Raw genomic sequence first — 21,830 nt, 5'->3', positions numbered from 1 at the left:
TCCGAGGCACAACGGCCGCAAACCCGGAGAATGTGGCAGTCCCGCCAGGCAGCGGCGCTGACGGCCAACCTGCTCTGCAGTTTCGCAGTCCCGACAGTTTCCACCGGCCGGGCTTTGCTCTACCAATACGGCACGGGCTCGGCCCGGCGGGAGGGTCAGCGATGCCGAGTTTCGACAGCCTGTTCAATGCCTTCGTCACCATTCTCGTGACCATCGATCCGCCCGGCCTGGCGCCGCTGTTCCTCGCCGTGACGCGCGGCATGAACCGCGAGGAGCGTCAGCAGGTGTCGGTGCGCGCCTCGGTCATCGGCTTCCTGGTGATGGCGCTGTTCGCGGTGGCCGGCGCCTCGATCCTGTCGGTGTTCGGCATCACGCTGCCGGCCTTCCGCGTCGCCGGCGGTTTCCTGCTGTTCTTCATCGCCTTCGAAATGGTGTTCGAGCGGCGCCAGGACCGCAAGGAGAAGATCGGCGACGTCGCCATCACCAAGGACATGATCCACAACATCGCCGCCTTCCCGCTGGCGATCCCGCTGATCGCCGGCCCCGGCGCGATTTCAGCGACGGTGCTGCTCTCCGGCTCGTTTCAGGGCTTTGCCGCACAGGCAGCACTTGTCGGCATCATCTTCGTCTGCCTCGCCATCACATACCTGGTGTTCGTGCTGTCGGAACGTATCGACCGCATCCTCGGCCAGACCGGCCGTTCGATTCTGACCCGCCTGCTCGGTGTCATCCTAGCGGCGCTGGCCGTGCAATTCGTGGCCGACGGCATCAAGGCGCTGATGGCGGGGTGAACAGCAGTCCCTACCGTCCTACTTCGCCGCCGTATCAATCACTTCGAAATCATGTGTGATCGTGGCCGTCTTGGCCATCATGGCGGAGGCCGAGCAGTATTTTTCGATCGAGAGATTGATCGCGCGCTGAACCTTGTCGGAAGATAGCGCCCTGCCCTTGACGATGAAATGCATGTGGATGCGGGTGAACACCTTGGGGTCGGTCTCGGCCCGGTCGGCATCGAGTTCGACGACGCAGTCCTCGACCGCCTCACGGCCCTTTTCCAGGATATGCACGACGTCATAGGCCGAGCAGCCGCCAGTGCCGATCAGCACCAGTTCCATAGGGCTCGGGCCCGGCGTCTTGCCTTCAGGGCCGGATGCCGTTCCCAGCACCAGTTTGTGGCCGCTGCCGGACTCGCCGACGAAGGTGCGCTCTTCGACCCATTTTATCCGTGCCTTCACAGCCCTGTCCTTTCAGTCCTTTGATCCCAATCAACAATGCAAAACCCCGAAAGTCCATGCAGGACCTTCGGGGCATCGATCACGCGACGTCAGCCGTTGGTTGCTTTCGATCAGAACGGGATCTCGTCGTCCAGTTCGCGCGACGAACCGCCGCCACCGCCGCCCCTGGGGGCGCCGCCGCCACGGTTGAAGCTTTCGTTCGGGCTGGACTGGCCGAAATCGGAACCACGGCTGCTGCCGCCACCGGAATAACCGCCGACCTGGCCGCCCTCACCCTGGCGCCCGTCGAGCATCTGCAGTTCGCCGCGGAATCTCTGCAGCACGACTTCCGTCGTATACTTGTCGGCGCCGGTCTGGTCCTGCCATTTGCGCGTCTGCAACTGGCCCTCGACATAGACCTTCATGCCCTTCTTCAGATATTGCTCGGCCACCTTGGCGATGCCCTCATTGAAGATGACGACATTGTGCCACTCGGTCTTTTCCTTGCGCTCGCCGGAATTCTTGTCGCGCCAGCTTTCCGACGTGGCAATACGGATGTTGACGACCGGCTCGCCCGAGTTCAGGCGGCGGATTTCAGGGTCCGCGCCGAGATTGCCTACCAGAATGACCTTATTGACGCTGCCCGCCATGATTTTTCTCCGCGCTCATCCGAAACAAATTTTTGTCGCAGCACCTTACAGGCTGCGCACGTCAGCCGCCTGCTAAGGCTGGCTTTTCCCACAAGGTTTTTGTTCCCTTTTCGTTCCTATATGCACCGCTGCTGATTGTCAAGGAATGGCAGCAATGCCCAAGCCCATCATATGGGATTCAAAACAGCGCTTGCCAAATCAATAAGTATCGACTTATGCTTTTGCCATGATCGAAGCAGAGATTTTCCGCGCTTTGGCCGACCCGACGCGCCGCGCCGTCTTCGAGCGCCTCGCCGCGGCTGAGATGAGCGTGTCGGAATTGCGCAGCGGCCTGACGGTATCGCAGCCGGCGGTATCGCAGCATCTGGCGGTGCTGCGTGGCGCCGGCCTCGTGGTCGAACGGCGGGCCGGCCGCAACGCCTACTATCGTGCCGATCCGCAGGGGCTTGCCCCCTTGCTCTCCTGGATCGAACGCTACCGGGCCTTCTGGCCGGAGCGCATCGAAAGGCTGAAAACGGTTCTGAAGGACATGGATCAATGAAAAGCGTGGGATCAATGAACGGTGGAAACCCGAGCGAAGCCACCCCGGATGCGTTGGAGTTCGAATACGACCTTGCCGAGCCGCCGGAAAAAGTGTGGCGGGCGCTGACCGTGCCGGAATTGCTCGCCGCCTGGATGATGCCGAACGACATCAGGCCGGAAATCGGCAATCGTTTTGCCTTCGCCGGGACTGAAGCTGCCATCGAATGCGAAATCCTCGACGCCGAGCCGGAGCGCCTGCTGCGCTATTCCTGGCGCGAGCAGCCGGGCGACGACGCGCGCCAGGATACACTCGACAGTGTCGTCACCTTCACACTCGCCCGCACCGTTTCCGGCGGCACGCGTCTGCGCATCGTCCATGACGGTTTTGCAGGGAAAGCGATGCCTGCCGTCGCCATGGCGGGCACCGGCTGCCGGCTTTCGCTTGGATTGCACGGGCGCGCAAAGCCTGTCGCCGCGAACTTACCGAACACCTTGCTGCTCGCAGCCTGAACACGGGAATCGGAGACGAAAAATGAGCGGTCTTGCCAGTCTGGTGCCGATGGTGATCGAGCAATCGAGCCGCGGCGAACGCGCCTTCGATATTTTCTCGCGGCTGCTGCGCGAGCGCATCATCTTCATCAATGGCGAGATCAACGACGACGTGTCGGCGCTGGTCTGCGCGCAGCTTTTGTCATTGGAATCAGACAATCCCGAAAAGGAGATATCGCTCTACATCAACTCGCCGGGTGGCGTTGTGACCAGCGGTTTCGCCATCTACGATACGATGCAGTATGTCAGTTGCCCGGTATCGACCGTGTGCATGGGGTTTGCCGCTTCGATGGGCTCGTTCCTGCTGATGGCGGGCACGCCGGGGCGCCGCATCGCGCTGCCCAACGCCACCGTCCTGCTGCATCAGCCGCTGGGTGGCTTTCAGGGCCAGGCTTCCGACATCCAGCGCCATGCCGAACGGATCGGCAAGACCAAACAGCGCATGGCCGAACTCTATGCTCAGCATTGCGGCCGCAGCTATGAGGAGGTCGAACGCACGCTCGATCGCGACCATTTCATGACCGCCCGCGAGGCCCAGGCATGGGGCATTGTCGACCATGTCTTCGACACCCGCAAAAAGGCGGCATGAGGTCCAGGCCAGATCGGATTTCTGCACTGTCGAAGATTTGACGACACCTGTCTGGTTCCGGGAGCGGCTCGTCCCTATAATCCCGGGATGATCGACACTTATTCGCCCAGCACGTCGCATCGCCTCATCGTCGCCGCGATACTCACTTTCGCCAGCCTTTTGAGCAGCGCTGCACTCGCCAACGACAGCGCACCGCCGGCGCAGAAAGACGCCCTGCCCGGCGTGAGCGGCGATTATCGCATCGCCAAGCCGGCTCCCCAGCCGGAACCCGACGATGCGTTCCCCAGCAACGGGAACGGCGCGTTCAAGATCGGCGATACCGATGTCAGGATTTCCGGCACCATCACGGTCGATATGGCCACAGGCGGGTTCAAAGCCCCGAGGTGAGTAGCCCTCCCGCTGGGGCAGTTCAACCATTTCCCCAAAAAGAATAGCCCCGCCGTGCCTTAGGCAAACGGACGGGGCTTTTCTGGATCTCAAATCCATATTTTGCCGGGAGTGTACTGCCGGCGTTTGATTTCGGATGCTACGCGGCGTCAGCCGACGATCCGACTAGCAGTCTCTGATTTTGGGGGATACGGCAAGTCACGGTTTGTCGGGTGGCGCAAACGCTAAACCCTGGCACTTATGCCTGCCGCGGCTCCAACGAGGTGTGGAGCCCTTGGGGACTGTCCGGTGGCGTCATGCTCCGCTCCTGTGTCCGTTGCGACGTTGTCGTAGCGAAGCGCAAATCGCAAATACCTGCGGCGTCTCGCAGGCCGCCTTGAGGCGGCGAGGCCATCGAAAGACGGCCGGCTTCGCTGACCTCAGGAGACTGCTCCCGTGAGCCGGCCACGTCAACCTTCAATAGCCGGTTACGGAAAATTGTGATCGCCGGGAGGTTACGTACAGGTCAGCTTTCTGCACAGCTTTGTCAGGAGCGTGTTCGGCCTTTGTTCTTTCCGCTTGCCCCTTCGCGCGAAAGGCGGTTAAACGACGTCTGTCGGGAATTGTGGCGTCTCTCGACGTGGCGGCAAAAACACCTACATAGGGGATGGCCGGGACAATCCCGCCAATCCCACGAATTCCAGATCTGAGGCGGCGACCGGCGATGGCCGACCATAAATTCCTTTCCATTCGCGGGGCGCGCGAACACAATCTGAAGAATGTCGATCTCGACCTGCCGCGTGACAGCCTGATCGTCATGACCGGCCTGTCGGGTTCCGGCAAATCGTCGCTCGCCTTCGACACCATCTACGCCGAAGGCCAGCGTCGCTATGTCGAGAGCCTTTCGGCCTATGCCCGGCAATTCCTCGAAATGATGCAGAAGCCCGACGTCGACCAGATCGACGGCCTGTCGCCTGCCATCTCGATCGAGCAGAAGACCACGTCGAAGAATCCGCGCTCGACGGTCGGCACAGTCACCGAGATCTACGACTATATGCGCCTGTTGTTCGCGCGTGTCGGGGTGCCCTATTCGCCGGCCACCGGCCTGCCGATCGAGAGCCAGACGGTCAGCCAGATGGTCGACCGCGTGCTGGCGCTCGAGGAAGGCACCCGCCTGTTCCTGCTGGCGCCCATCGTGCGCGGCCGCAAGGGCGAGTACCGCAAGGAACTCTTGGAACTGCAGAAGAAGGGCTTTCAGCGCGTCAAGGTCGACGGCTTCTTCTATGAGATCGCGGATGTTCCGGCGCTCGACAAGAAGTACAAGCACGACATTGACGTCGTTGTCGACCGCATCGTCGTGCGCGGCGACCTGGCCACGCGTCTAGCCGACTCCATCGAGACGGCGCTGAAGCTCGCCGAGGGACTGGCGGTGGCCGAGTTCGCCGACAAGCCGCTCGATTCCAGCCAGACCGGTGAGGATTCGGTCAACAAGTCGAAGAACGAGACGCATGAGCGCATCCTGTTCTCGGAAAAGTTCGCCTGCCCGGTGTCCGGCTTCACAATCCCTGAGATCGAGCCGCGGCTGTTCTCCTTCAACAACCCGTTCGGCGCCTGCCCGACCTGCGACGGTCTCGGCAGCCAGCGCGCCATCGACCCCAATCTCGTCGTGCCCGACGAGAACGTATCGCTACGCGACGGCGCCGTCAGCCCGTGGGCGAAGTCGACCTCGCCCTACTACGTGCAGACGCTCGAAGCCTTGGGCAAGGCCTACAACTTCAAGCTCGGCGACAAGTTCAAGGATTTGAGCGCCGAGGCCCAGGAGGCGATCCTGCGCGGCACCGGCGAGCGCGAAGTCACCTTCCAGTATGATGACGGGCTGCGCTCCTACAAGACGACCAAGACTTTCGAAGGCGTCATCCCCAATCTCGAGCGGCGCTGGAAGGAAACCGAATCCGCCTGGATGCGCGAGGAGATCGAGCGCTTCATGTCGGCGACGCCCTGCCCCGTCTGCAAGGGCTACCGGCTGAAGCCGGAAGCGCTGGCGGTGAAGATCGGTGGCAAGCACATCGGCGAAGTCACGGAACAGTCGATCCGCAACGCCGACAAATGGTTCACCGATCTGCCCGCCCAGCTCAACGACAAGCAGAACGAGATCGCGGTGCGCGTGCTCAAGGAAATCCGCGAGCGCCTGCGCTTCCTCAACGATGTCGGGCTCGACTATCTGACGCTGTCGCGCAATTCGGGCACGCTGTCGGGCGGCGAGAGCCAGCGCATCCGCCTGGCATCGCAGATCGGCTCGGGCCTGACCGGCGTGCTTTACGTGCTGGACGAGCCGTCGATCGGCCTGCACCAGCGCGACAACACGCGGCTGCTCGATACGCTCAAGCACCTGCGCGACATCGGCAACACGGTGATCGTCGTCGAGCATGACGAGGACGCCATCCTGCATGCCGACTATGTCGTCGACATGGGTCCGGCCGCCGGCATCCATGGCGGCGAGATCATCGCCCAGGGCACGCCGCAGCAGGTGATGGCCAATCCCAACTCGATCACCGGCAAATATCTGTCGGGCGCGCTTGAAGTCGCCACCCCCGGTGTGCGGCGTGAGGCGAAAAAGAACCGGCGCCTGAAGATCGTCGGCGCGCGCGGCAACAATCTGAAGAACGTCACCGCCGAAATCCCGCTCGGCACCTTCACCGCCGTCACCGGCGTGTCGGGCGGCGGCAAGTCGACCTTCCTCATCGAGACGCTGTTCAAGGCGGCCTCGCGCCGCATCATGGGCTCGCGCGAGCATCCGGCCGAGCATGACCGCATCGAGGGCCTCGAATTCCTCGACAAGGTCATCGACATCGACCAGTCGCCCATTGGACGGACGCCGCGTTCGAACCCCGCCACCTATACCGGCGCCTTCACGCCGATCCGTGACTGGTTCGCCGGTCTGCCCGAGGCCAAGGCGCGTGGCTACCAGCCGGGACGCTTCTCGTTCAACGTCAAGGGTGGCCGCTGCGAGGCGTGCCAGGGCGACGGCGTCATCAAGATCGAGATGCACTTCCTGCCCGACGTCTACGTCACCTGCGACGTTTGCCACGGCAAGCGCTATAACCGGGAGACGCTCGACGTCCTGTTCAAGGGCAAGTCGATCGCCGACGTGCTCGACATGACCGTCGAGGAAGGCGTCGACTTCTTCGCCGCCGTGCCCGGCGTGCGCGACAAGCTCGACACGCTGAAGCAGGTCGGCCTCGGCTACATCCATATCGGCCAGCAGGCGACGACGCTGTCCGGCGGCGAAGCCCAGCGCATCAAACTCGCCAAGGAGCTGTCGCGCAAGGCGACAGGCAAGACGCTCTACATCCTCGACGAGCCGACCACCGGCCTGCATTTCCACGACGTCGCCAAACTCCTGGAAGTGCTGCACGAACTGGTCGACCAGGGCAACACGGTGGTGGTCATCGAGCACAATCTCGAAGTGATCAAGACCGCAGACTGGGTGCTCGACCTCGGCCCCGAAGGCGGCGACGGCGGCGGCGAGCTGGTTGCCCAGGGCACGCCGGAAGCGATCGTCCGCGAGAAGCGCAGCTACACCGGCCAGTTCCTCAAGGAACTGCTGGAGCGGCGCCCCGGAGGCAAGCGCGAAGCAGCGGAGTGATGATCGCACCGGTTGGCGCCTGGAGAGTTTTTGGATGACAATCAGAAGAGCGCTCGCCGGTGATATTCAAACCGTCGTTTCGCTGACCGCCGCCGCCTACGCTCCTTACAGCGCCATACTCGACGCGCCGCCGATCCCGGTGACCGAAGACTACGCGCCGCGCATCGCGCGCGGCGAGGTCTGGCTGCTGGAGAGCGGCAGCGAACCTGCCGGCGTGCTCACACTGGAGCGGCATACGGATTACGCGATGATCTTCTCGGTGGCGGTGTCGCCCGTCTTCCAGGGCAAGGGGTTTGGCATAAAACTGCTCAATCACGCGGATCAACAGACGCGCTCGTGGGGCCTGCCCGAGATACGGCTCTACACCAACGCGAAGATGGAACGGAACATCGCGCTCTATCTCGCTTACGGCTATCGCGAAACGGGTCGCCGGACCAACCCCTACCGGCCAGGATGGGTGCTTGTCGACATGGCAAAACCGGTCGACGAGACCACGACGGCCTGATTTCTGAACGCCGCCAGATTTCTGAATTTGGCCACACATTGCACTCGGGAGGACGACAATGAGCAAATCGGGAACAATCCGCTCCGGCATGGGCGGCTGGACCTTCGAGCCCTGGGATACGTCCTTCTATCCAGACAAATTGTCCAAGGCCAAACAGCTGCAATATGCCAGCCGGCAGGTGCCAAGCATCGAGGTCAACGGCACCTATTACTCCAGCTTCAAGGAGCCGACCTTCGTCAAATGGGCCAGCGAGGCGCCGGACGGTTTCGTCTATTCGCTGAAAGGCAACCGCTTCGTCACCAACCGCCGCGTGCTGGGCGAGGCCGGTGAATCCATGATGCGCTTCCTCGGTTCCGGCGTTGCCGCGCTCGGCGACAAGCTCGGCCCGATCCTGTGGCAGTTCGCGCCGACCAAAAAATTCGATCCCGACGATTTCGAAGCCTTTTTGAAACTGCTGCCGGAGAAACAGGACGGTGTCGCGTTGCGTCATGCGCTCGAAGTCCGCAACGACAGTTTCATCGTGCCGGAATTCGCCGCACTTGCCCGCAAATACAGGGCGGCGATCGTCTATGCCGACCATGCCAAATATCCTGATATCGCCGACGTCACCGGTGACTTCGTCTACGCACGGCTGCAGTCCGGCTCTGACGACAATCCTGACTGCTACACGCCGAAGGGTCTCGACGAGTGGGCGGCGCGGGCAAAGACATGGGCGGAAGGCAAGCAGCCGGCCGATTTGCGGCGCGCCGATCCCGCCACCGACGCCCCTGTGCAGCCGCGCGATGTGTTCGTCTACTTCATCACCGAGGGCAAGGTTCGCGCACCGTTCGGGGCGATGGCGCTGATGAAGCGTGTAGCCGGCTGACAAGCATCTGTCGTTGTTCGGCTACATGCTGTAAGCGCATCATCTATGCGTTTTGCGCGTAGCAAAGCATCTATTGCTGGGCATCTTCGCCACGATCGTAACCTTATCGACACTTCCTTGCTGCATGAATGCGGCGACGCCAAGCCGCACAGCTGGAGCCGCCGCCGGCAGGGAAAGAGGGGCATGTCGCTCGACTACACTTCACTTCTGCTGGCTGTGGGTTTCTCCGCCGCTTGCCTGAGCCTGACATTGTTCGGCATGTGGCTGACCGCCCGCACGGAACGGTTCCTGCTGACATGGGCGCTCAGCCTGGTGTTCGTGGTCGGCGATATCTTTGTCTATGACGCCTATATCGATATGCCCGGGCGCTTGCTCGGCATAGCCACCCTTGCCCTGTTGCTGCTCGGTTTCTCGACGATGCTCGGTGCGGCCTACCAGTTCAGAACCGGCGGATCGCCGCTGCCGCGAGCCCTGTTGGGCTGTGTTTCACTGGCGATGACGCTGCCACCCATGGCTCTGGGCTATGATGGCCTCGGCTTCATGTTCGAGAACCTTTTCGCCGCCCTGCTCCTGTTCGCGACGGCATTCGAATACTGGCGGGGCCGCGACGAAGCCCCTGCCCTGACGATCGGCATCACCACGCTCTACTCGGCCACCGCCGTTTCCTTCATGCTGTGCGCGGCGGTGCTGGCATGGGACGGCAAGCTGGTCCTCGGCCATGCACCAAGCAACTGGGCCGAGGAACTGAGCCTCATTGTCGTCATTGCCAGTATGACGGGCATTGGCGCCCTGTCACTTGCGCTCAACCAGGGGCGTCTGGCGAGGCATCACCGCCGCAACGCTCTTACCGATCCCTTGACCGGCCTGCTCAACCGGCGCGCGCTGTTCGACCTGCATGGCCATCTCCCGGTCGGTGCTTTTACCGCTGTGGTCGTCTTCGATCTCGACAATTTCAAAGCCATCAACGACGAGTTCGGCCACGCGGCCGGCGATGAGGTGCTGAAGGTGTTTGCGAGTGAACTCGCCGGCAATCTTCGCCAGACCGACGTCGCCGCGCGCATGGGCGGCGAGGAATTCGCACTGGTGTTGAAGCGCACCCTGCCGGAGACGGTCGAGGACACGGCAGAGCGCATCCGGACCGCTTTCGCGACGCGCCTGATAGAGACCGAAACCGGCTCCCTGAGATGCACGGTCAGTGCCGGATTTGCATTCGGCAGCAAAGAGGGCCTCAGCTTCGACAAGGTGCTCAGTGCCGCCGACAAGGCGCTCTACGACGCCAAGCGCGGCGGCCGCAACCGCGTCACCGCCTCTCCATTCCGGCGCGCGAGCTGACCAAGCTCACCAATGCCGAGCCTGTGATTGCCGGGTGTGCGATGGCGGCTCTATGCCGCCATGACGATTTCATTGAAAGTATCGAGATCGACGTAGAAAACCTTGGTGATCTCCTCGATCAGGTCGTCGTATTCGCAGCCCTGTGACCTCAGAATGTTGATGGCCGCGATGATGTCGACCCGTTCGGTAAGCCGCCGCTTCTGGTAGTCCTCGACGAAACGTTCCATGGCTGTCCCTTAGCCTGTGTGCCCAAACGCGTTTGAACGACAAAGATCGCAGGAGGGAAGCTAGGAAGCCTTGCTTGCGTGGAACTTGCCCGGCCTTCGCCGCGCCCTCGATCTGCGATAACCAGACTGATACGGAAGCGGCCGACTCACAGAAGCCAACGAAAGACTAGCATGCAGCCTCTGGCGCGCCAGAGATGCCGATCGCTGTGTGGAAGAAATATTGGACTTGCCAGGGACTTTGGATCGTCAGCCGAAGTCCAGCGCCGATTCTAGACGGTAAGGAACTTTCGCACATCAGCCCTGTCTAGATCTTCCGCCGGGCCAGTATGGACGATCTGGCCCCGGTCCATGATATTGACCTCGTCGGCGAGTTCGCGGCAGAAGTCTAGATATTGTTCGACCAGCAGCACGGCGATACCGGCCTGGTCGCGCAAATAGCGGATGGCGCGGCCGATATCCTTGATGATCGACGGCTGGATGCCTTCGGTGGGCTCGTCCAGCACCAGCAGCTTCGGCCGCATCACCAGCGCCCTGCCGATGGCGAGTTGCTGCTGCTGACCACCCGAAAGATCGCCGCCGCGGCGGCCAAGCATCTGCTTCAGCACCGGAAACAACTCGAAGACATGCGCCGGCACGTTGCGGTCAGCGCGCTTCAACGGCGCAAAGCCGGATTCCAGGTTTTCGCGCACCGTGAGCAGGGGAAAAATCTCCCTGCCCTGCGGTACGAATGCGATGCCCGACCGGGCGCGGTCATACGCCGCGCTCCGGTCGAGCGCCTTCCCCTCGAAGGCAACGCTTCCGCTCGTCAGCCGGTGGTGGCCGACGATCGATCTCATCAAACTGGTTTTGCCGACGCCGTTGCGGCCGAGCACGCAAGTGATCTTGCCGGCGCCCGCCTTCAGCGAAACGCCGCGCAGCGCCTGGGCGGCGCCGTAGTGGAGCGTGGCGTTGGAAACTTCGAGCATGTCAGCGCCTTCTCCAGAACCGGAGAACCGACAGATCGAAGCGATGGAATTGAACGCGCCAGACCATGCTCATCTCCCCAGATAGACTTCGACGACACGCTCGTCGGCCGAGACGAAATCGAGCGTGCCTTCCGACAGCACCGAGCCTTCATGCAGGCAGGTGACCTTGACGCCGAGTTCGCGCACGAAATGCATGTCATGCTCGACGACGATGACCGAATGGTCGCGTGCAATGTCCTTGAGCAGCCGCGCCGTCTCCTCGGTTTCCGCATCGGTCATGCCCGCGACCGGCTCGTCGACCAAAAGCAATTTCGGATCCTGCGCGAGCAGCATGCCGATCTCCAGCCACTGTTTCTGGCCGTGGCTGAGATTGGCGGCCTGCTCATGACGCTTGTCGCCCAGCCGGATGATGCCGAGAATGTCGTCGATCTGCCGCGCCTCGGCGGCCGAGCGGCGGTGGAACAGCGCCGGGAAGATCGAACGCGGCCCCTTCAGCGCCAGCATCAGATTGTCCTCGATCGTGTGGCTTTCGAAAACCGTCGGTTTCTGAAATTTGCGGCCGATGCCCATCATGGCGATCTCTGCCTCGTCATGCCTGGTGAGATCCACCTGGCCGTCGAAGAACACTTCGCCCTCGTCAGGCCGCGTCTTGCCGGTGACGATGTCCATCATCGTCGTCTTGCCGGCGCCGTTGGGGCCGATGATGGCGCGCATCTCGCCCTTGTCGAGCACCAGCGACAGATTGTTGATAGCGCGAAAACCGTCGAAGGAGACCGAGACGCCGTCGAGATAGAGGATGGTGTTCGACTTGCTCATGGTCCTACTCCGCCGCCTGCGGTTCGGGGTCGGACCAGGACCATTCGCCCGGATTCCTCGCCGGCGAGCGGGCGGGCTTCGAGGTCGCGGACGCCACGCCAACCTTGGCGGCGGCTTCTTCAACGACGGAGGCCGCACGCAACGCCCTGGCATTGCCGCGCCAGCTGTCCCACATGCCGATGATGCCCTTCGGCAGGAGCAAGGTGACGGCGACGAACAAGCCGCCGAGCGCGAATAGCCACAATTCCGGCAGCACGCCGGTGAACCAGGATTTGCCGGCATTGACCAGCAGCGCGCCGATGATCGGCCCGACGATCGTGCCGCGCCCGCCGACGGCGGCCCAGATCACCACCTCGATCGAATTGGACGGTTCGAACTCGCCGGGATTGATGATGCCGACCTGCGGCACGTAGAGCGCGCCGGCAATGCCGGCCATGACGGCCGAGACGGTGAAGGCGAACAGTTTCACATTCTCCGCCCGCCAGCCGAGGAAGCGCGTGCGGCTCTCCGCATCGCGCACCGCCATCAGGAGCTTGCCGTATTTGGAGCCGACGATCGCCCAGGTGACGAACACGGCAAGCGCCAGCATCACCGCGCTGGCGGCGAAAAGCGCCGAACGCGTCGCGTCGGCCTGCACGTTGAAGCCCAGAATATCCTTGAAATCGGTCAGGCCGTTGTTGCCGCCGAAACCCATATCGTTGCGGAAGAAGGCGAGCAGCAGCGCATAGGTCATCGCCTGGGTGATGATGGAGAGATAGACGCCGGTGACGCGGCTGCGGAAGGCGAACCAGCCGAAGATGAAGGCAAGCAGGCCGGGCACGGCCAGCACCGTGATCGCCGCAAACCAGAAATGGTCGAAGCCATACCAGAACCAGGGTAATTCCTTGTAGTTCAGGAACACCATGAAATCGGGCAGGATCGGGTTGCCATAGACACCGCGCGAGCCGATCTGGCGCATCAGATACATGCCCATCGCATAGCCACCGAGCGCGAAGAAGGCACCGTGGCCGAGCGAAAGGATGCCGCAATAGCCCCAGACCAGGTCGAGCGCGAGCGCCAGCAGCGCATAGCAGAGATATTTGCCGGTCAGCGCCACGATATAGGCCGGGACGTAGAAGGCGCTGGTCGGCGACACCGCCAGGTTGAGCAGCGGCACGATAATGGCCGCGGCCAGCAGGATGAAGATGGTGATGGCGATCCGGCGGTCGGCGCCGGCGGCAAAGAAGCGTCCCGTGATCATGCTTCCACCGCCCTGCCCTTGAGCGCGAACAGGCCGCGCGGGCGCTTCTGGATGAACAGGATGATCAGCACCAGCACGACGATCTTGCCGAGCACGGCGCCGGCATAGGGCTCGAGGAACTTGTTGACGATGCCCAGCGAAAAGGCGCCGACCAGCGTGCCCCAGAGATTGCCGACGCCGCCGAAGACGACGACCATGAAACTGTCGATGATGTAGCCGCGGCCGAGATTGGGCGAGACATTGTCGATCTGGCTGAGCGCGACGCCGGCGATACCGGCAATGCCGGATCCCAGCGCGAAGGTCAGCGCATCGACCCACGGTGTCCTGATGCCCATGGAGGCGGCCATGCGGCGGTTGGCGGTAACGGCGCGCATCTGCAGGCCCCAGGGCGTGCGCTTCATCACATAAAGCAGCACGCCGAAGACGGTGAGCGCGAAGACCAGGATCCAGAGTCGGTTCCAGGTGATGGCCAGCTGGCCGATATCGAACGAACCCGACATCCACGAGGGATTGCCGACCTCCTGGTTGGTCGGCCCGAAGATCGAGCGCACAGCCTGCTGCAGGATCAGCGACACGCCCCAGGTCGCCAGCAGCGTCTCCAGCGGCCGTCCGTAGAGGAAGCGGATGACGCCGCGTTCGATGACGAGGCCGACGAGTGCGGCGACCAGGAAGGCCAGCGGCAGCGCGATGACCAGCGACCAGTCGAAAAGGCCGGGAAAGGATGTGCGGATCACCTGCTGGACGACGAAGGTCGTATAGGCGCCGAGCATCACCATCTCGCCATGCGCCATGTTGATGACGCCCATGACGCCGAAGGTGATGGCAAGCCCGATCGCCGCGAGCAGCAGCACCGAGCCCAGCGAAATGCCGTACCAGATGTTCTGCCCGGCATCCCAGAGCGCCAATGTCGAATTGATGTTGGCGATCGCGGCTGTCGCGGCTTCCTTCACCGCGCCCGAAGCATTGGCCTCGACCGAGGTGAGCAGTGAAACCGCGTCACGATCGCCGCGCGAGCCGATCAGGGCGATTGCGGCGAGCTTGTCTGCATCGGGCTTGTCTGAAACCAGTACGGAAGCGGCACGCGCCTGCTCCAGCAGCGCCTTGACGCTCGCCACGGTTTCACTGGCGATCGCTGCGTCGAGCGGCTCGATATTGGCGGCATCAGGTGTCTTGAACATAGTGTCGGCGGCGGCGATGCGGACCGTCGGATCCTTGGACCCAAGCGTCAACGTGCCCAACGCATCGCGAATGGCGCGGCGCAAGGTGTTGTTGACGGTGATTTTGGTTATGTCGTCTTCGGAGGCCACCCCCGCAGCCTCGCCGCTCAGCGGGTCAAAAAGCTGGACGTTTTCATCGCCCTCCTTGCCGACAAACACCATCGAGTCGGCCGTGCGAATGTAAAGATTGCCCTCAGCCAATGCAGCGAGCGGCCGTTCGACGGCGGGATCCCCTGTGGCCGTCAACTCTTGAACGACGGCGCCCGTCTCGGAGAACTCCGTTACCGTAGCGAATTTGGCGATAATGGCACGCAGATCGGCTTCCGCTGCGCCCGAAGACGACAGCGTCGTCAGCAGGAGCAAAAGCGTCAGGCCCATCGCATGGAAAATCTTCATCGGTTTTTGATGACCCCTTGAAGGTTGAGTGGGCGTCCGGACAGCGGAGGAAACCGTCCGGACGCGCGCGGCCTTGGGCATGGACCTGAAGGTCCAGCCCGGGGAGGATCAGTTCGTGCCCTTACCGCCGCACTTGCCGGTTTTGACGTTGAAGTTGCCGCAGCTGAGCGGCGCGCGCCAATCGGAAATCAGGTCCTTGGAATCGGGCAGGTAGTCGGACCATTCGTCGCCCATCACCAGACCCGGCGTCTTCGAGACCGTTTCGAACTGGCCATTGGCCTGGATTTCACCGATCAGCACCGGCTTGGTGATATGGTGGTTCGGCATCATCGTCGAATAGCCGCCGGTCAGGTTTGGCACCGAAACACCGATCATGGCATCGATGACCTTGTCCGGATCGGTGGTGCCGGCCTTTTCAACCGCCTTCACCCACATGTTGAACCCGATATAGTGGGCTTCCATCGGGTCGTTGGTGGTGCGCTTGTTGTTCTTGATGAACTTGTGCCAGTTAGCGATGAACTTCTTGTTCTCAGGCGTGTTGACGCTCTCGAAATAGTTCCAGGCGGCGAGATGTCCGACCAGCGGCTTGGTGTCGAGACCGGCGAGCTCTTCCTCACCGACGGAGAAGGCCATGACCGGGATGTCCTCGGCCTTGATGCCCTGGTTGCCGAGTTCCTTGTAGAACGGCACATTGGCGTCACCGTTGACGGTCGAGACGACGGCGGTCTTCTTCCCGGCAGAACCGAACTTCTTGATCGCCGAGACTTCGGTCTGCCAGTCGGAGAAGCCGAACGGCGTGTAGTTGGTCATGATGTCCTCGGCCGCGACGCCCTTGGACTTCAGGTAGGCTTCCAGGATCTTGTTGGTGGTGCGCGGATAGACGTAGTCGGTGCCTTCCAGCACCCAACGCTTCACAGAGCCGCCGTCCTTGCTCATCAGATAGTCGACCGCCGGAATGGCCTGCTGGTTCGGTGCGGCACCCGTATAGAACACGTTGCGCTCGCTTTCCTCGCCCTCATACTGGACGGGATAGAACAGGATGTTGTCGAGCTCGGAGAACACCGGCAGCACCGACTTGCGCGACACGGAGGTCCAGCAGCCGAATACCGCCGCGACCTTGTCCTTCGAAATCAGCTCGCGTGCCTTTTCGGCGAACAGCGGCCAGTTGGAAGCCGGGTCGACGACAACGGCTTCAAGCTTCTTGCCGAGCAGGCCGCCCTTGGCGTTCTGCTCATCGATGAGCATCAGCATGGCGTCCTTCAGCGTCGTCTCCGAAATCGCCATGGTCCCCGACAGCGAATGGAGAATGCCGACCTTGATCGTATCGTCGGCCGCCCTGGCGGGAGCCGACATCAACAGGCCGGCGGCAACCACGCTCGCCGAAAACATTTTTGTTATTGTCGAGAAATTACCCCTCATACGGAAGACTCCCAAGCTGGTTGATTGCACCGCAACAATACAATGCAACCCCCATGCCAACCGCTGAAGAGACATGCAAAAACGGCAAATAACCAAACATTATCAGCTATTTATTATATTAGATTGAACAAAACAAAGAGAGTCGGTTAAAAATTGGTTGAGGGAAATTTGCGCAGCGCAAATAGCAACTGCCTAATTTCTGCCCAATTTTATCAAATGCCTAGATTTTGACCCGGACGCGTGAGGCGGGGACGACAAATGTTGCGGCACAGCGCCAAAATAGGGCAAGCTCCCGGCTCAACCGAGCAGCGTCATGGCATCCCTGATTTCACGCATTTTTATCGGCACAGCGCTTCTGGCGGCAGGGACCGGCGCCGCCCGGGCCGACTTCAGTGAAGGCAAGATGCCTGACGGCACCTATCACTGCGAAGTCTACCTGCTCGGCATGTTCCTCGACCTCGGCGACATCACCATCAAGGGGAACGTCTATACAGGCCCTGTAACCTTCGGAATCGCCCGGCAGGCTTACAATTATCAGATGGATGCAAATGGCGAGATTTCCTGGCTGGGACCGCTCGGCGGCTACACCACGGGCGGCAACTCGCTGTCGATGACCCAGGCGACGCTGGACGGCCAGAACCCTCCCTCCTTCGACATCATCATGAAGCAGCCCGACGGTGCCTTCACCGCCTCCACCTGCACACGGGGAAGCAATCCGTAAGCCTCCCCTCGAACGGCGCCGGCCGTAAGGCCCGCAAGCCGTGTCCGCCCTCTCGTGTCATCTGCATGTTGCCGAAGCTGGATAGGCAGCGGTGCGCCGTGCTGGTTCGCCTGCCCCGACAACATCACTTTCGATCCAGCCGGCCGCCTCTGGGTGGCGACCGACGGCGCCAATGATTTCGACCTGCCGGACAGCGTCTATGGCGTCGACACGGAAGGTCGGGCGCGTGGCCTGCCAAAGCTCTTGTTCACCTGCCCGCATGACGCGGAAGCGACCGGCCCTTGCTTCACGCCGGATGGCACGACGCTGTCCTTTCGGTCCAGCATTCCTCCGAGGATTCCGAAACGCTCGACAAGGCACAGTCGCTGTGGCCCGATTTAAAGGATGGCCAGCCGGTTGGGGGCCCGAGACCGCCAGGTCCAAAAAAGAAGCGCGGAACCCGGTCGGGTCCCGCGCCGGCGGGAAGGCGGCCTAGCGCCCTTCCCGAGCGACTTCGAACGCCAGCCGGCTCATATCGGTGAAAAGCGCCTGGCGTTCGGAATAGTCGGCCTGTTCGCCGGTAACCAGATTGTCGACGACGGTCAGCAGCGATAACGCCCTTACGCCGAAATGCGCCGCGATGCGGTAAAGAGCGCTGGTCTCCATGTCCACGGCCAGCGCTCCAAGCGCCCTTGCCTCGGCATAACGGGTGCGCGCCTCAGGATGGTAGAATATGTCCGTGCAGACAGTCAGACCGCCGTGGTGGTCGATGCCGAGTTCGGCTGCCTTGGCCAGGGCGCGGGCGAGCAGCGTCGGATCCGGGCCGGCGTCAGCGTCATAAAGGCCAAAGACCTGACCATTCTCGGCGTTTTCCGGCCGCGCCAATTGCGAGATCACCAGGCTGCGCAGCTTTGCCTGCGCGCTCAGGCCGCCGCAAGTCCCGGTGCGGATCAATGTTCGGGCGCCATAATAATCAAGCAATTCATGGGCATAGATCAGGAACGATGAAACCCCGACACCCGTCGCCTGAATGCTGATGGGCTGGCCGCGATAAAGGCCGGTAAAGCCGAGAGCGCCCCGCCGGCGATTGACGCAGCGTGGTGCTTCGAGAAATGTCTGCGCCATCCATTCGGCGCGCTGCGGGTCACCCGGCAACAGCACCGTTTCGGCGTAATCGCCCTTGCCTGCCTCTATGTGTGGCGTCAATCGCCGCTCCCCCAAGCCCGCTTGCCCTCTCGCCCGCAATCATGGCGTTGTCAGGGCGTTGCGCAAGCGAACCATTGGAGAAAGCTGAATTAGGATTCCAGCATATCCTTGACGATCGTCGCCAGTTGCTTGAGCGAGAACGGCTTCGGCAGGAAGCCGAAATGCGCGTCGGCCGGCAGGTTCCTGGCGAATGCGTCCTCGGCGTAGCCGGACACGAACACGAACTTGATGTCCGGCTGGCGCTTGCGCAACTCGCCAAGCAGGGTCGGTCCGTCCATTTCCGGCATCACCACGTCCGAAACGACGATGTCGACCTTGCCGCCCAGGGCTTCGAACACTTCCAGCGCCTCGACGCCGGAGGATGCCTCATGCACGGTATAGCCGCGCGAGGTCAGCGCCCGCATGCCGCCCATGCGCACGGCATCCTCGTCCTCGACCAGCAGCACCGTGGCCGATCCCGACAGGTCCTTGGTGCTGTCAACCGGCTTGACCGGCGCGGCGCTCGGCGCTTCACCGGGTTCGGCTGCCTTCTTCGCTTCCGCGATGTGACGCGGCAGGAAGATGCGGAAGGTCGATCCCTTGCCGACCTCGGAATCGCAGAAAATGAAGCCGCCGGTCTGCTTGATGATGCCGTAGACCATGGACAGGCCAAGGCCCGTGCCCTTGCCGACCTCCTTGGTGGTGAAGAACGGCTCGAAGATCTTCTTCAGCACATCCGGCGCGATGCCGCTGCCGGTGTCCTCGACCTCGACCACGACATAGTCGGCCGCGGCGAGTTCGCGATAGGAGAAGGTCTTGCACTCCTCGGCGGTGACGTTGCGGGTGCGCACGGTGAGATCGCCGCCGGCGGGCATCGCGTCGCGCGCATTGACCGCCAGATTGACCACCACCTGCTCGAACTGGCCGATATCGACCCTCACCGGCCACAGGTCCCGGCCGTGGTCGATCTTCAGCTTGATGTCGTTGCCGACCAGGCGGGCAAGCAACATCCTGAGATCGGCGAGCACGTCGGTGAGGTTCAGCACTTCCGGCCGCAGCGTCTGCTTGCGCGAGAAGGCCAGCAACTGCCTGACCAGCGAAGCCGCCCGATTGGCGTTCTGCTTGATGTTCATGATGTCGGGGAAGGACGGATCCGACGGCCGATGATTGGTCAAAAGCAGGTCCGACGCCATGATGATGGCGGTCAGCACATTGTTGAAGTCGTGGGCGATGCCGCCCGCGAGTTGCCCGACCGCCTGCATCTTCTGGCTTTGCGCCATCTGCCCTTCGAGCGCCTTCTGCTCGGTCGTCTCGACGGCGTAGACAATGGCCGATTCCTCGGCGCCCTCGCCACCGGTGCCATCGGCGACGGCATTGACGTAGAAGCGGATATGCCGCTCCTCGTTGCCGGGCAGCACGGTGTCGATCGGCTCGATGTCGGCCTGCCGCTGCCGGGCCTTCTCGAATGCGGCGGCAAAGGCCGGCCGCTCACGCTCATGGATCACCGTATCGAGCCGCACGCGGCGATCCACGGCGTCCCGGTCGACGACCGAGGAAAACAGCGACAGGAACGGCGCGTTGGTGCGCAGGATGCGGCCGCTGGCATCAACGCCCGCGATCGCCATCGGCGTCGAATTGAAGAAGCGGGTGAAGCGCACTTCCGAGGCGCGCAGATCGGCCGAAGCATCCTCGCCCTGCGTGCGGTTGAGCACGATCGTGCGCGTCGGACCGCCGACACCTTCGCGGCTGGCCGAAACGCGATGCATGAAACGCACCGGCAGCGCCTCTCCCGTCATCGTCGTCAAATCGAGATCGATGACCGCGTTGCGCGTCGTGCCGGGATCGGCCTTGACGGAGCGCACCAAAGCCATGCCGTCGCCTGCAACGATATCCGGCAAGGTCACGGCGCCGGGCGTGAAACTGGCAAGATCGATGCCCAGCCATTCCGCGAGCGTGGCGTTGATATAGGTGACGCGACCGTCCTGGTCGGCGGAGAAGAAGCCGGCCGGGGCGTGGTCGAGGTGATCGATGGCCTTCTGCAGATCGAGGAAGAAACGCTCCTGCTCGGCCCGCTCCTGCGAGATGTCGGCGAGTTGCCAGGCCAGCATCGGCAAGCGCTGGCCCGGAACGTTGAAGGTGCGGGCGCGCGCCCGGTACCAGCGGGCGCCCGGTTCGGCGCCGGGCCGGATCGACTGCGCCAGTCGAAACTCGCCGTCGCCCGGCTGCCCGTCACGCAGGCCCGAGGCCAGCCGGTAGATTGTCACCGAGGCCTCGGGAACATCCGAAAGCAGCGCTTCGACCGTCTTGAGGTCGGCGGCGGAGGACGCTCCGGTCATATCGGCATAGGCACGATTGGCGTAGACGACGCGGCCCTTGGTGTCCGTCACAAGCAGGCCCTGCGCCATGGAATCGACGAAAGCCTTGGACAGTTCATCGCCGGTCGAGCGCGGCGTGACCTGCACGAAGCCGATCGCCGTCGCGAACAGGAAGCCAACGCCGATCATCGCCAGAACGCCCAGCATGCCGAGCAGGAATGGATCGCCGAGGCGCTCGCGGAACAGGCCGAAGACGATCGCGGCCCCCGTCAGGACGACGATGAAGATGATGAGCCGGGTGACCGCGCCCGGTCGCGTGTTCTGGTCGACGATCGGTACCGGATAGAAATCGCCGCGCGCTTCCTTGGCCATATGCCCCCTGCTCGTGAAGTCCGACGTTCCGACACCCGCCCCTAATGCATGTCGCCCAAAAGTGACTTCGGCTTTGGCAAACGACATGCATGAAAACAAGGACATGAAGCGCGTCGCATGAATCCGCTTCAACGCGACCCGCTTTAGCCGGTTGAATCACATTCTCCCAGTCCGGAAAAGGCCCGGGCGGCAAATGTCAGATAAAAATGACGCCGGCCGTGTTTCAAGCTGTTCACGATGCGTGAAAGGCAACTTGCGGTGGCCAGCCGCAACGGTCTAGTGTCGCGTCACTTTCCAAACCGATCAGGGGAAACCAATGCAGTGGCTGGATAGCGTGGCGGGCCCTGGTTATGCGGCGGCACTCCTGTGGACCTTCGCGGCGCTGATCCTGCTGGTCATCGTGCTCGTCATCATCAGGCTCGTGCGCAACCTGACCTTCGGTACGTTTGTCGCCGGTGGCCGGAACCGCAAGACGCGGCTGGCCGTCATGGACGCCACCGCCGTCGACAGCCATCGCCGGCTGGTGCTGGTGCGCCGCGATGACATCGAACATCTGCTGCTGATCGGTGGCCCGACCGACGTTGTGGTCGAACGCGACATACGTCTTGCCGCGCCGCGCCGTCCGGCGCTGACCGGAGATGGCGGTCTGCAGCCTGTCCCGGCCACTGCGGCCCCGGCGGCAAAACCGCGGGCGCCTCAGCCGGCGCCAGCACCGGCACGACCGGCGCAGCAGCCGATGA

At 62.6% G+C, this 21,830-nt stretch carries 21 protein-coding genes and 1 pseudogene; 12 read left to right on the top strand and 10 right to left on the bottom strand.

The window, feature by feature from the left end:
- Positions 1–161 precede the first annotated feature (161 nt).
- A complete protein-coding gene (locus tag QQK95_RS03350; protein WP_010909625.1) occupies positions 162–791 on the top strand; it encodes a MarC family protein in 630 nt (209 codons plus the stop codon).
- Between the two features lie 18 nt (positions 792–809).
- On the opposite strand, the gene QQK95_RS03345 is transcribed toward QQK95_RS03350, so the two are convergent.
- Both QQK95_RS03345 and QQK95_RS03340 read right to left on the bottom strand, forming a co-directional pair.
- A complete protein-coding gene (locus QQK95_RS03345) occupies positions 810–1,235 on the bottom strand; it encodes an OsmC family protein (protein WP_284268878.1) in 426 nt (141 codons plus the stop codon).
- Positions 1,236–1,345: 110 nt separating this feature from the next.
- A complete protein-coding gene (locus QQK95_RS03340) occupies positions 1,346–1,864 on the bottom strand; it encodes a single-stranded DNA-binding protein (RefSeq protein WP_064985641.1) in 519 nt (172 codons plus the stop codon).
- A gap of 226 nt (positions 1,865–2,090) precedes the next feature.
- On the opposite strand from QQK95_RS03340, the gene QQK95_RS03335 reads away from it, so the two are divergent.
- From QQK95_RS03335 to QQK95_RS03300, 8 genes are all read left to right on the top strand, one after another.
- Positions 2,091–2,405: an ArsR/SmtB family transcription factor gene (locus QQK95_RS03335; protein WP_284268876.1), complete on the top strand. Its 315-nt coding sequence runs from the start codon at positions 2,091–2,093 to the stop codon at positions 2,403–2,405.
- Complete coding sequence (locus QQK95_RS03330) at positions 2,402–2,896, top strand: SRPBCC family protein (protein WP_284268874.1); 495 nt, start codon at positions 2,402–2,404, stop codon at positions 2,894–2,896. Before QQK95_RS03335 ends, QQK95_RS03330 begins: the two co-directional genes overlap by 4 nt.
- A 22-nt stretch (positions 2,897–2,918) precedes the next feature.
- Positions 2,919–3,524 (top strand): ATP-dependent Clp protease proteolytic subunit, encoded by a 606-nt coding sequence (locus tag QQK95_RS03325; protein ID WP_284268871.1) that lies wholly within the window; start codon positions 2,919–2,921, stop codon positions 3,522–3,524.
- 87 nt (positions 3,525–3,611) lie between these two features.
- On the top strand, positions 3,612–3,911 hold the full coding sequence (locus QQK95_RS03320) for a hypothetical protein (RefSeq protein WP_284268870.1): 300 nt from the start codon (positions 3,612–3,614) through the stop codon (positions 3,909–3,911).
- A 703-nt stretch (positions 3,912–4,614) separates the two neighbouring features.
- Complete coding sequence (gene uvrA / locus QQK95_RS03315) at positions 4,615–7,536, top strand: excinuclease ABC subunit UvrA (protein WP_284268869.1); 2,922 nt, start codon at positions 4,615–4,617, stop codon at positions 7,534–7,536.
- Between the two features lie 34 nt (positions 7,537–7,570).
- Entirely contained in the window at positions 7,571–8,041 is a 471-nt protein-coding gene (locus QQK95_RS03310; protein ID WP_284268868.1) for a GNAT family N-acetyltransferase, read from the top strand.
- Between the two features lie 58 nt (positions 8,042–8,099).
- A complete protein-coding gene (locus tag QQK95_RS03305; RefSeq protein ID WP_284268867.1) occupies positions 8,100–8,906 on the top strand; it encodes a DUF72 domain-containing protein in 807 nt (268 codons plus the stop codon).
- Positions 8,907–9,089: 183 nt separating this feature from the next.
- Positions 9,090–10,238 (top strand): GGDEF domain-containing protein, encoded by a 1,149-nt coding sequence (locus QQK95_RS03300; protein WP_284268866.1) that lies wholly within the window; start codon positions 9,090–9,092, stop codon positions 10,236–10,238.
- Between the two features lie 50 nt (positions 10,239–10,288).
- On the opposite strand, the gene QQK95_RS03295 is transcribed toward QQK95_RS03300, so the two are convergent.
- The 6 genes from QQK95_RS03295 to urtA form a co-directional block, all read right to left on the bottom strand.
- Complete coding sequence (locus QQK95_RS03295) at positions 10,289–10,465, bottom strand: hypothetical protein (protein WP_019858306.1); 177 nt, start codon at positions 10,463–10,465, stop codon at positions 10,289–10,291.
- 269 nt (positions 10,466–10,734) lie between these two features.
- Positions 10,735–11,430: an urea ABC transporter ATP-binding subunit UrtE gene (gene urtE, locus QQK95_RS03290; protein WP_013895283.1), complete on the bottom strand. Its 696-nt coding sequence runs from the start codon at positions 11,428–11,430 to the stop codon at positions 10,735–10,737.
- Between the two features lie 69 nt (positions 11,431–11,499).
- A complete protein-coding gene (gene urtD / locus QQK95_RS03285) occupies positions 11,500–12,246 on the bottom strand; it encodes an urea ABC transporter ATP-binding protein UrtD (protein WP_284268859.1) in 747 nt (248 codons plus the stop codon).
- Positions 12,247–12,250: 4 nt separating this feature from the next.
- Complete coding sequence (gene urtC / locus QQK95_RS03280) at positions 12,251–13,486, bottom strand: urea ABC transporter permease subunit UrtC (RefSeq protein ID WP_284268858.1); 1,236 nt, start codon at positions 13,484–13,486, stop codon at positions 12,251–12,253.
- Positions 13,483–15,099: an urea ABC transporter permease subunit UrtB gene (gene urtB, locus QQK95_RS03275; protein WP_284268857.1), complete on the bottom strand. Its 1,617-nt coding sequence runs from the start codon at positions 15,097–15,099 to the stop codon at positions 13,483–13,485. Before urtB ends, urtC begins: the two co-directional genes overlap by 4 nt.
- 108 nt (positions 15,100–15,207) lie before the next feature.
- Positions 15,208–16,488 (bottom strand): urea ABC transporter substrate-binding protein, encoded by a 1,281-nt coding sequence (urtA, locus tag QQK95_RS03270; protein ID WP_244420714.1) that lies wholly within the window; start codon positions 16,486–16,488, stop codon positions 15,208–15,210.
- Positions 16,489–16,831: 343 nt separating this feature from the next.
- Here urtA and QQK95_RS03265 point away from each other — a divergent pair, with 343 nt between their 5' ends.
- Both QQK95_RS03265 and QQK95_RS03260 read left to right on the top strand, forming a co-directional pair.
- A complete protein-coding gene (locus QQK95_RS03265) occupies positions 16,832–17,239 on the top strand; it encodes a hypothetical protein (protein ID WP_284268855.1) in 408 nt (135 codons plus the stop codon).
- A gap of 54 nt (positions 17,240–17,293) precedes the next feature.
- Positions 17,294–17,620 carry an alkaline phosphatase PhoX gene (locus tag QQK95_RS03260; protein ID WP_322791206.1) on the top strand — a complete coding sequence of 109 codons (327 nt, stop codon included), beginning with the start codon at positions 17,294–17,296 and terminating at the stop codon, positions 17,618–17,620.
- A gap of 90 nt (positions 17,621–17,710) precedes the next feature.
- On the opposite strand, the gene QQK95_RS03255 is transcribed toward QQK95_RS03260, so the two are convergent.
- Entirely contained in the window at positions 17,711–18,424 is a 714-nt protein-coding gene (locus QQK95_RS03255) for a purine-nucleoside phosphorylase (RefSeq protein ID WP_284268852.1), read from the bottom strand.
- 89 nt (positions 18,425–18,513) lie between these two features.
- Positions 18,514–21,090 carry a cell cycle histidine kinase CckA gene (gene cckA, locus QQK95_RS03250; RefSeq protein ID WP_284268850.1) on the bottom strand — a complete coding sequence of 859 codons (2,577 nt, stop codon included), beginning with the start codon at positions 21,088–21,090 and terminating at the stop codon, positions 18,514–18,516.
- A 316-nt stretch (positions 21,091–21,406) separates the two neighbouring features.
- Between cckA and QQK95_RS03245 the strand changes: the two are divergent.
- Positions 21,407–21,830 (top strand): annotated as a pseudogene (locus QQK95_RS03245) (flagellar biosynthetic protein FliO); the annotation flags it as partial.

This window comes from Mesorhizobium huakuii, from assembly GCF_030160235.1.
Classification (GTDB): Bacteria; Pseudomonadota; Alphaproteobacteria; order Rhizobiales; family Rhizobiaceae; genus Mesorhizobium; species Mesorhizobium huakuii.
Note: the sequence above shows the minus strand (reverse complement) of the source record. Positions and strands in the feature narration are given on the sequence as shown.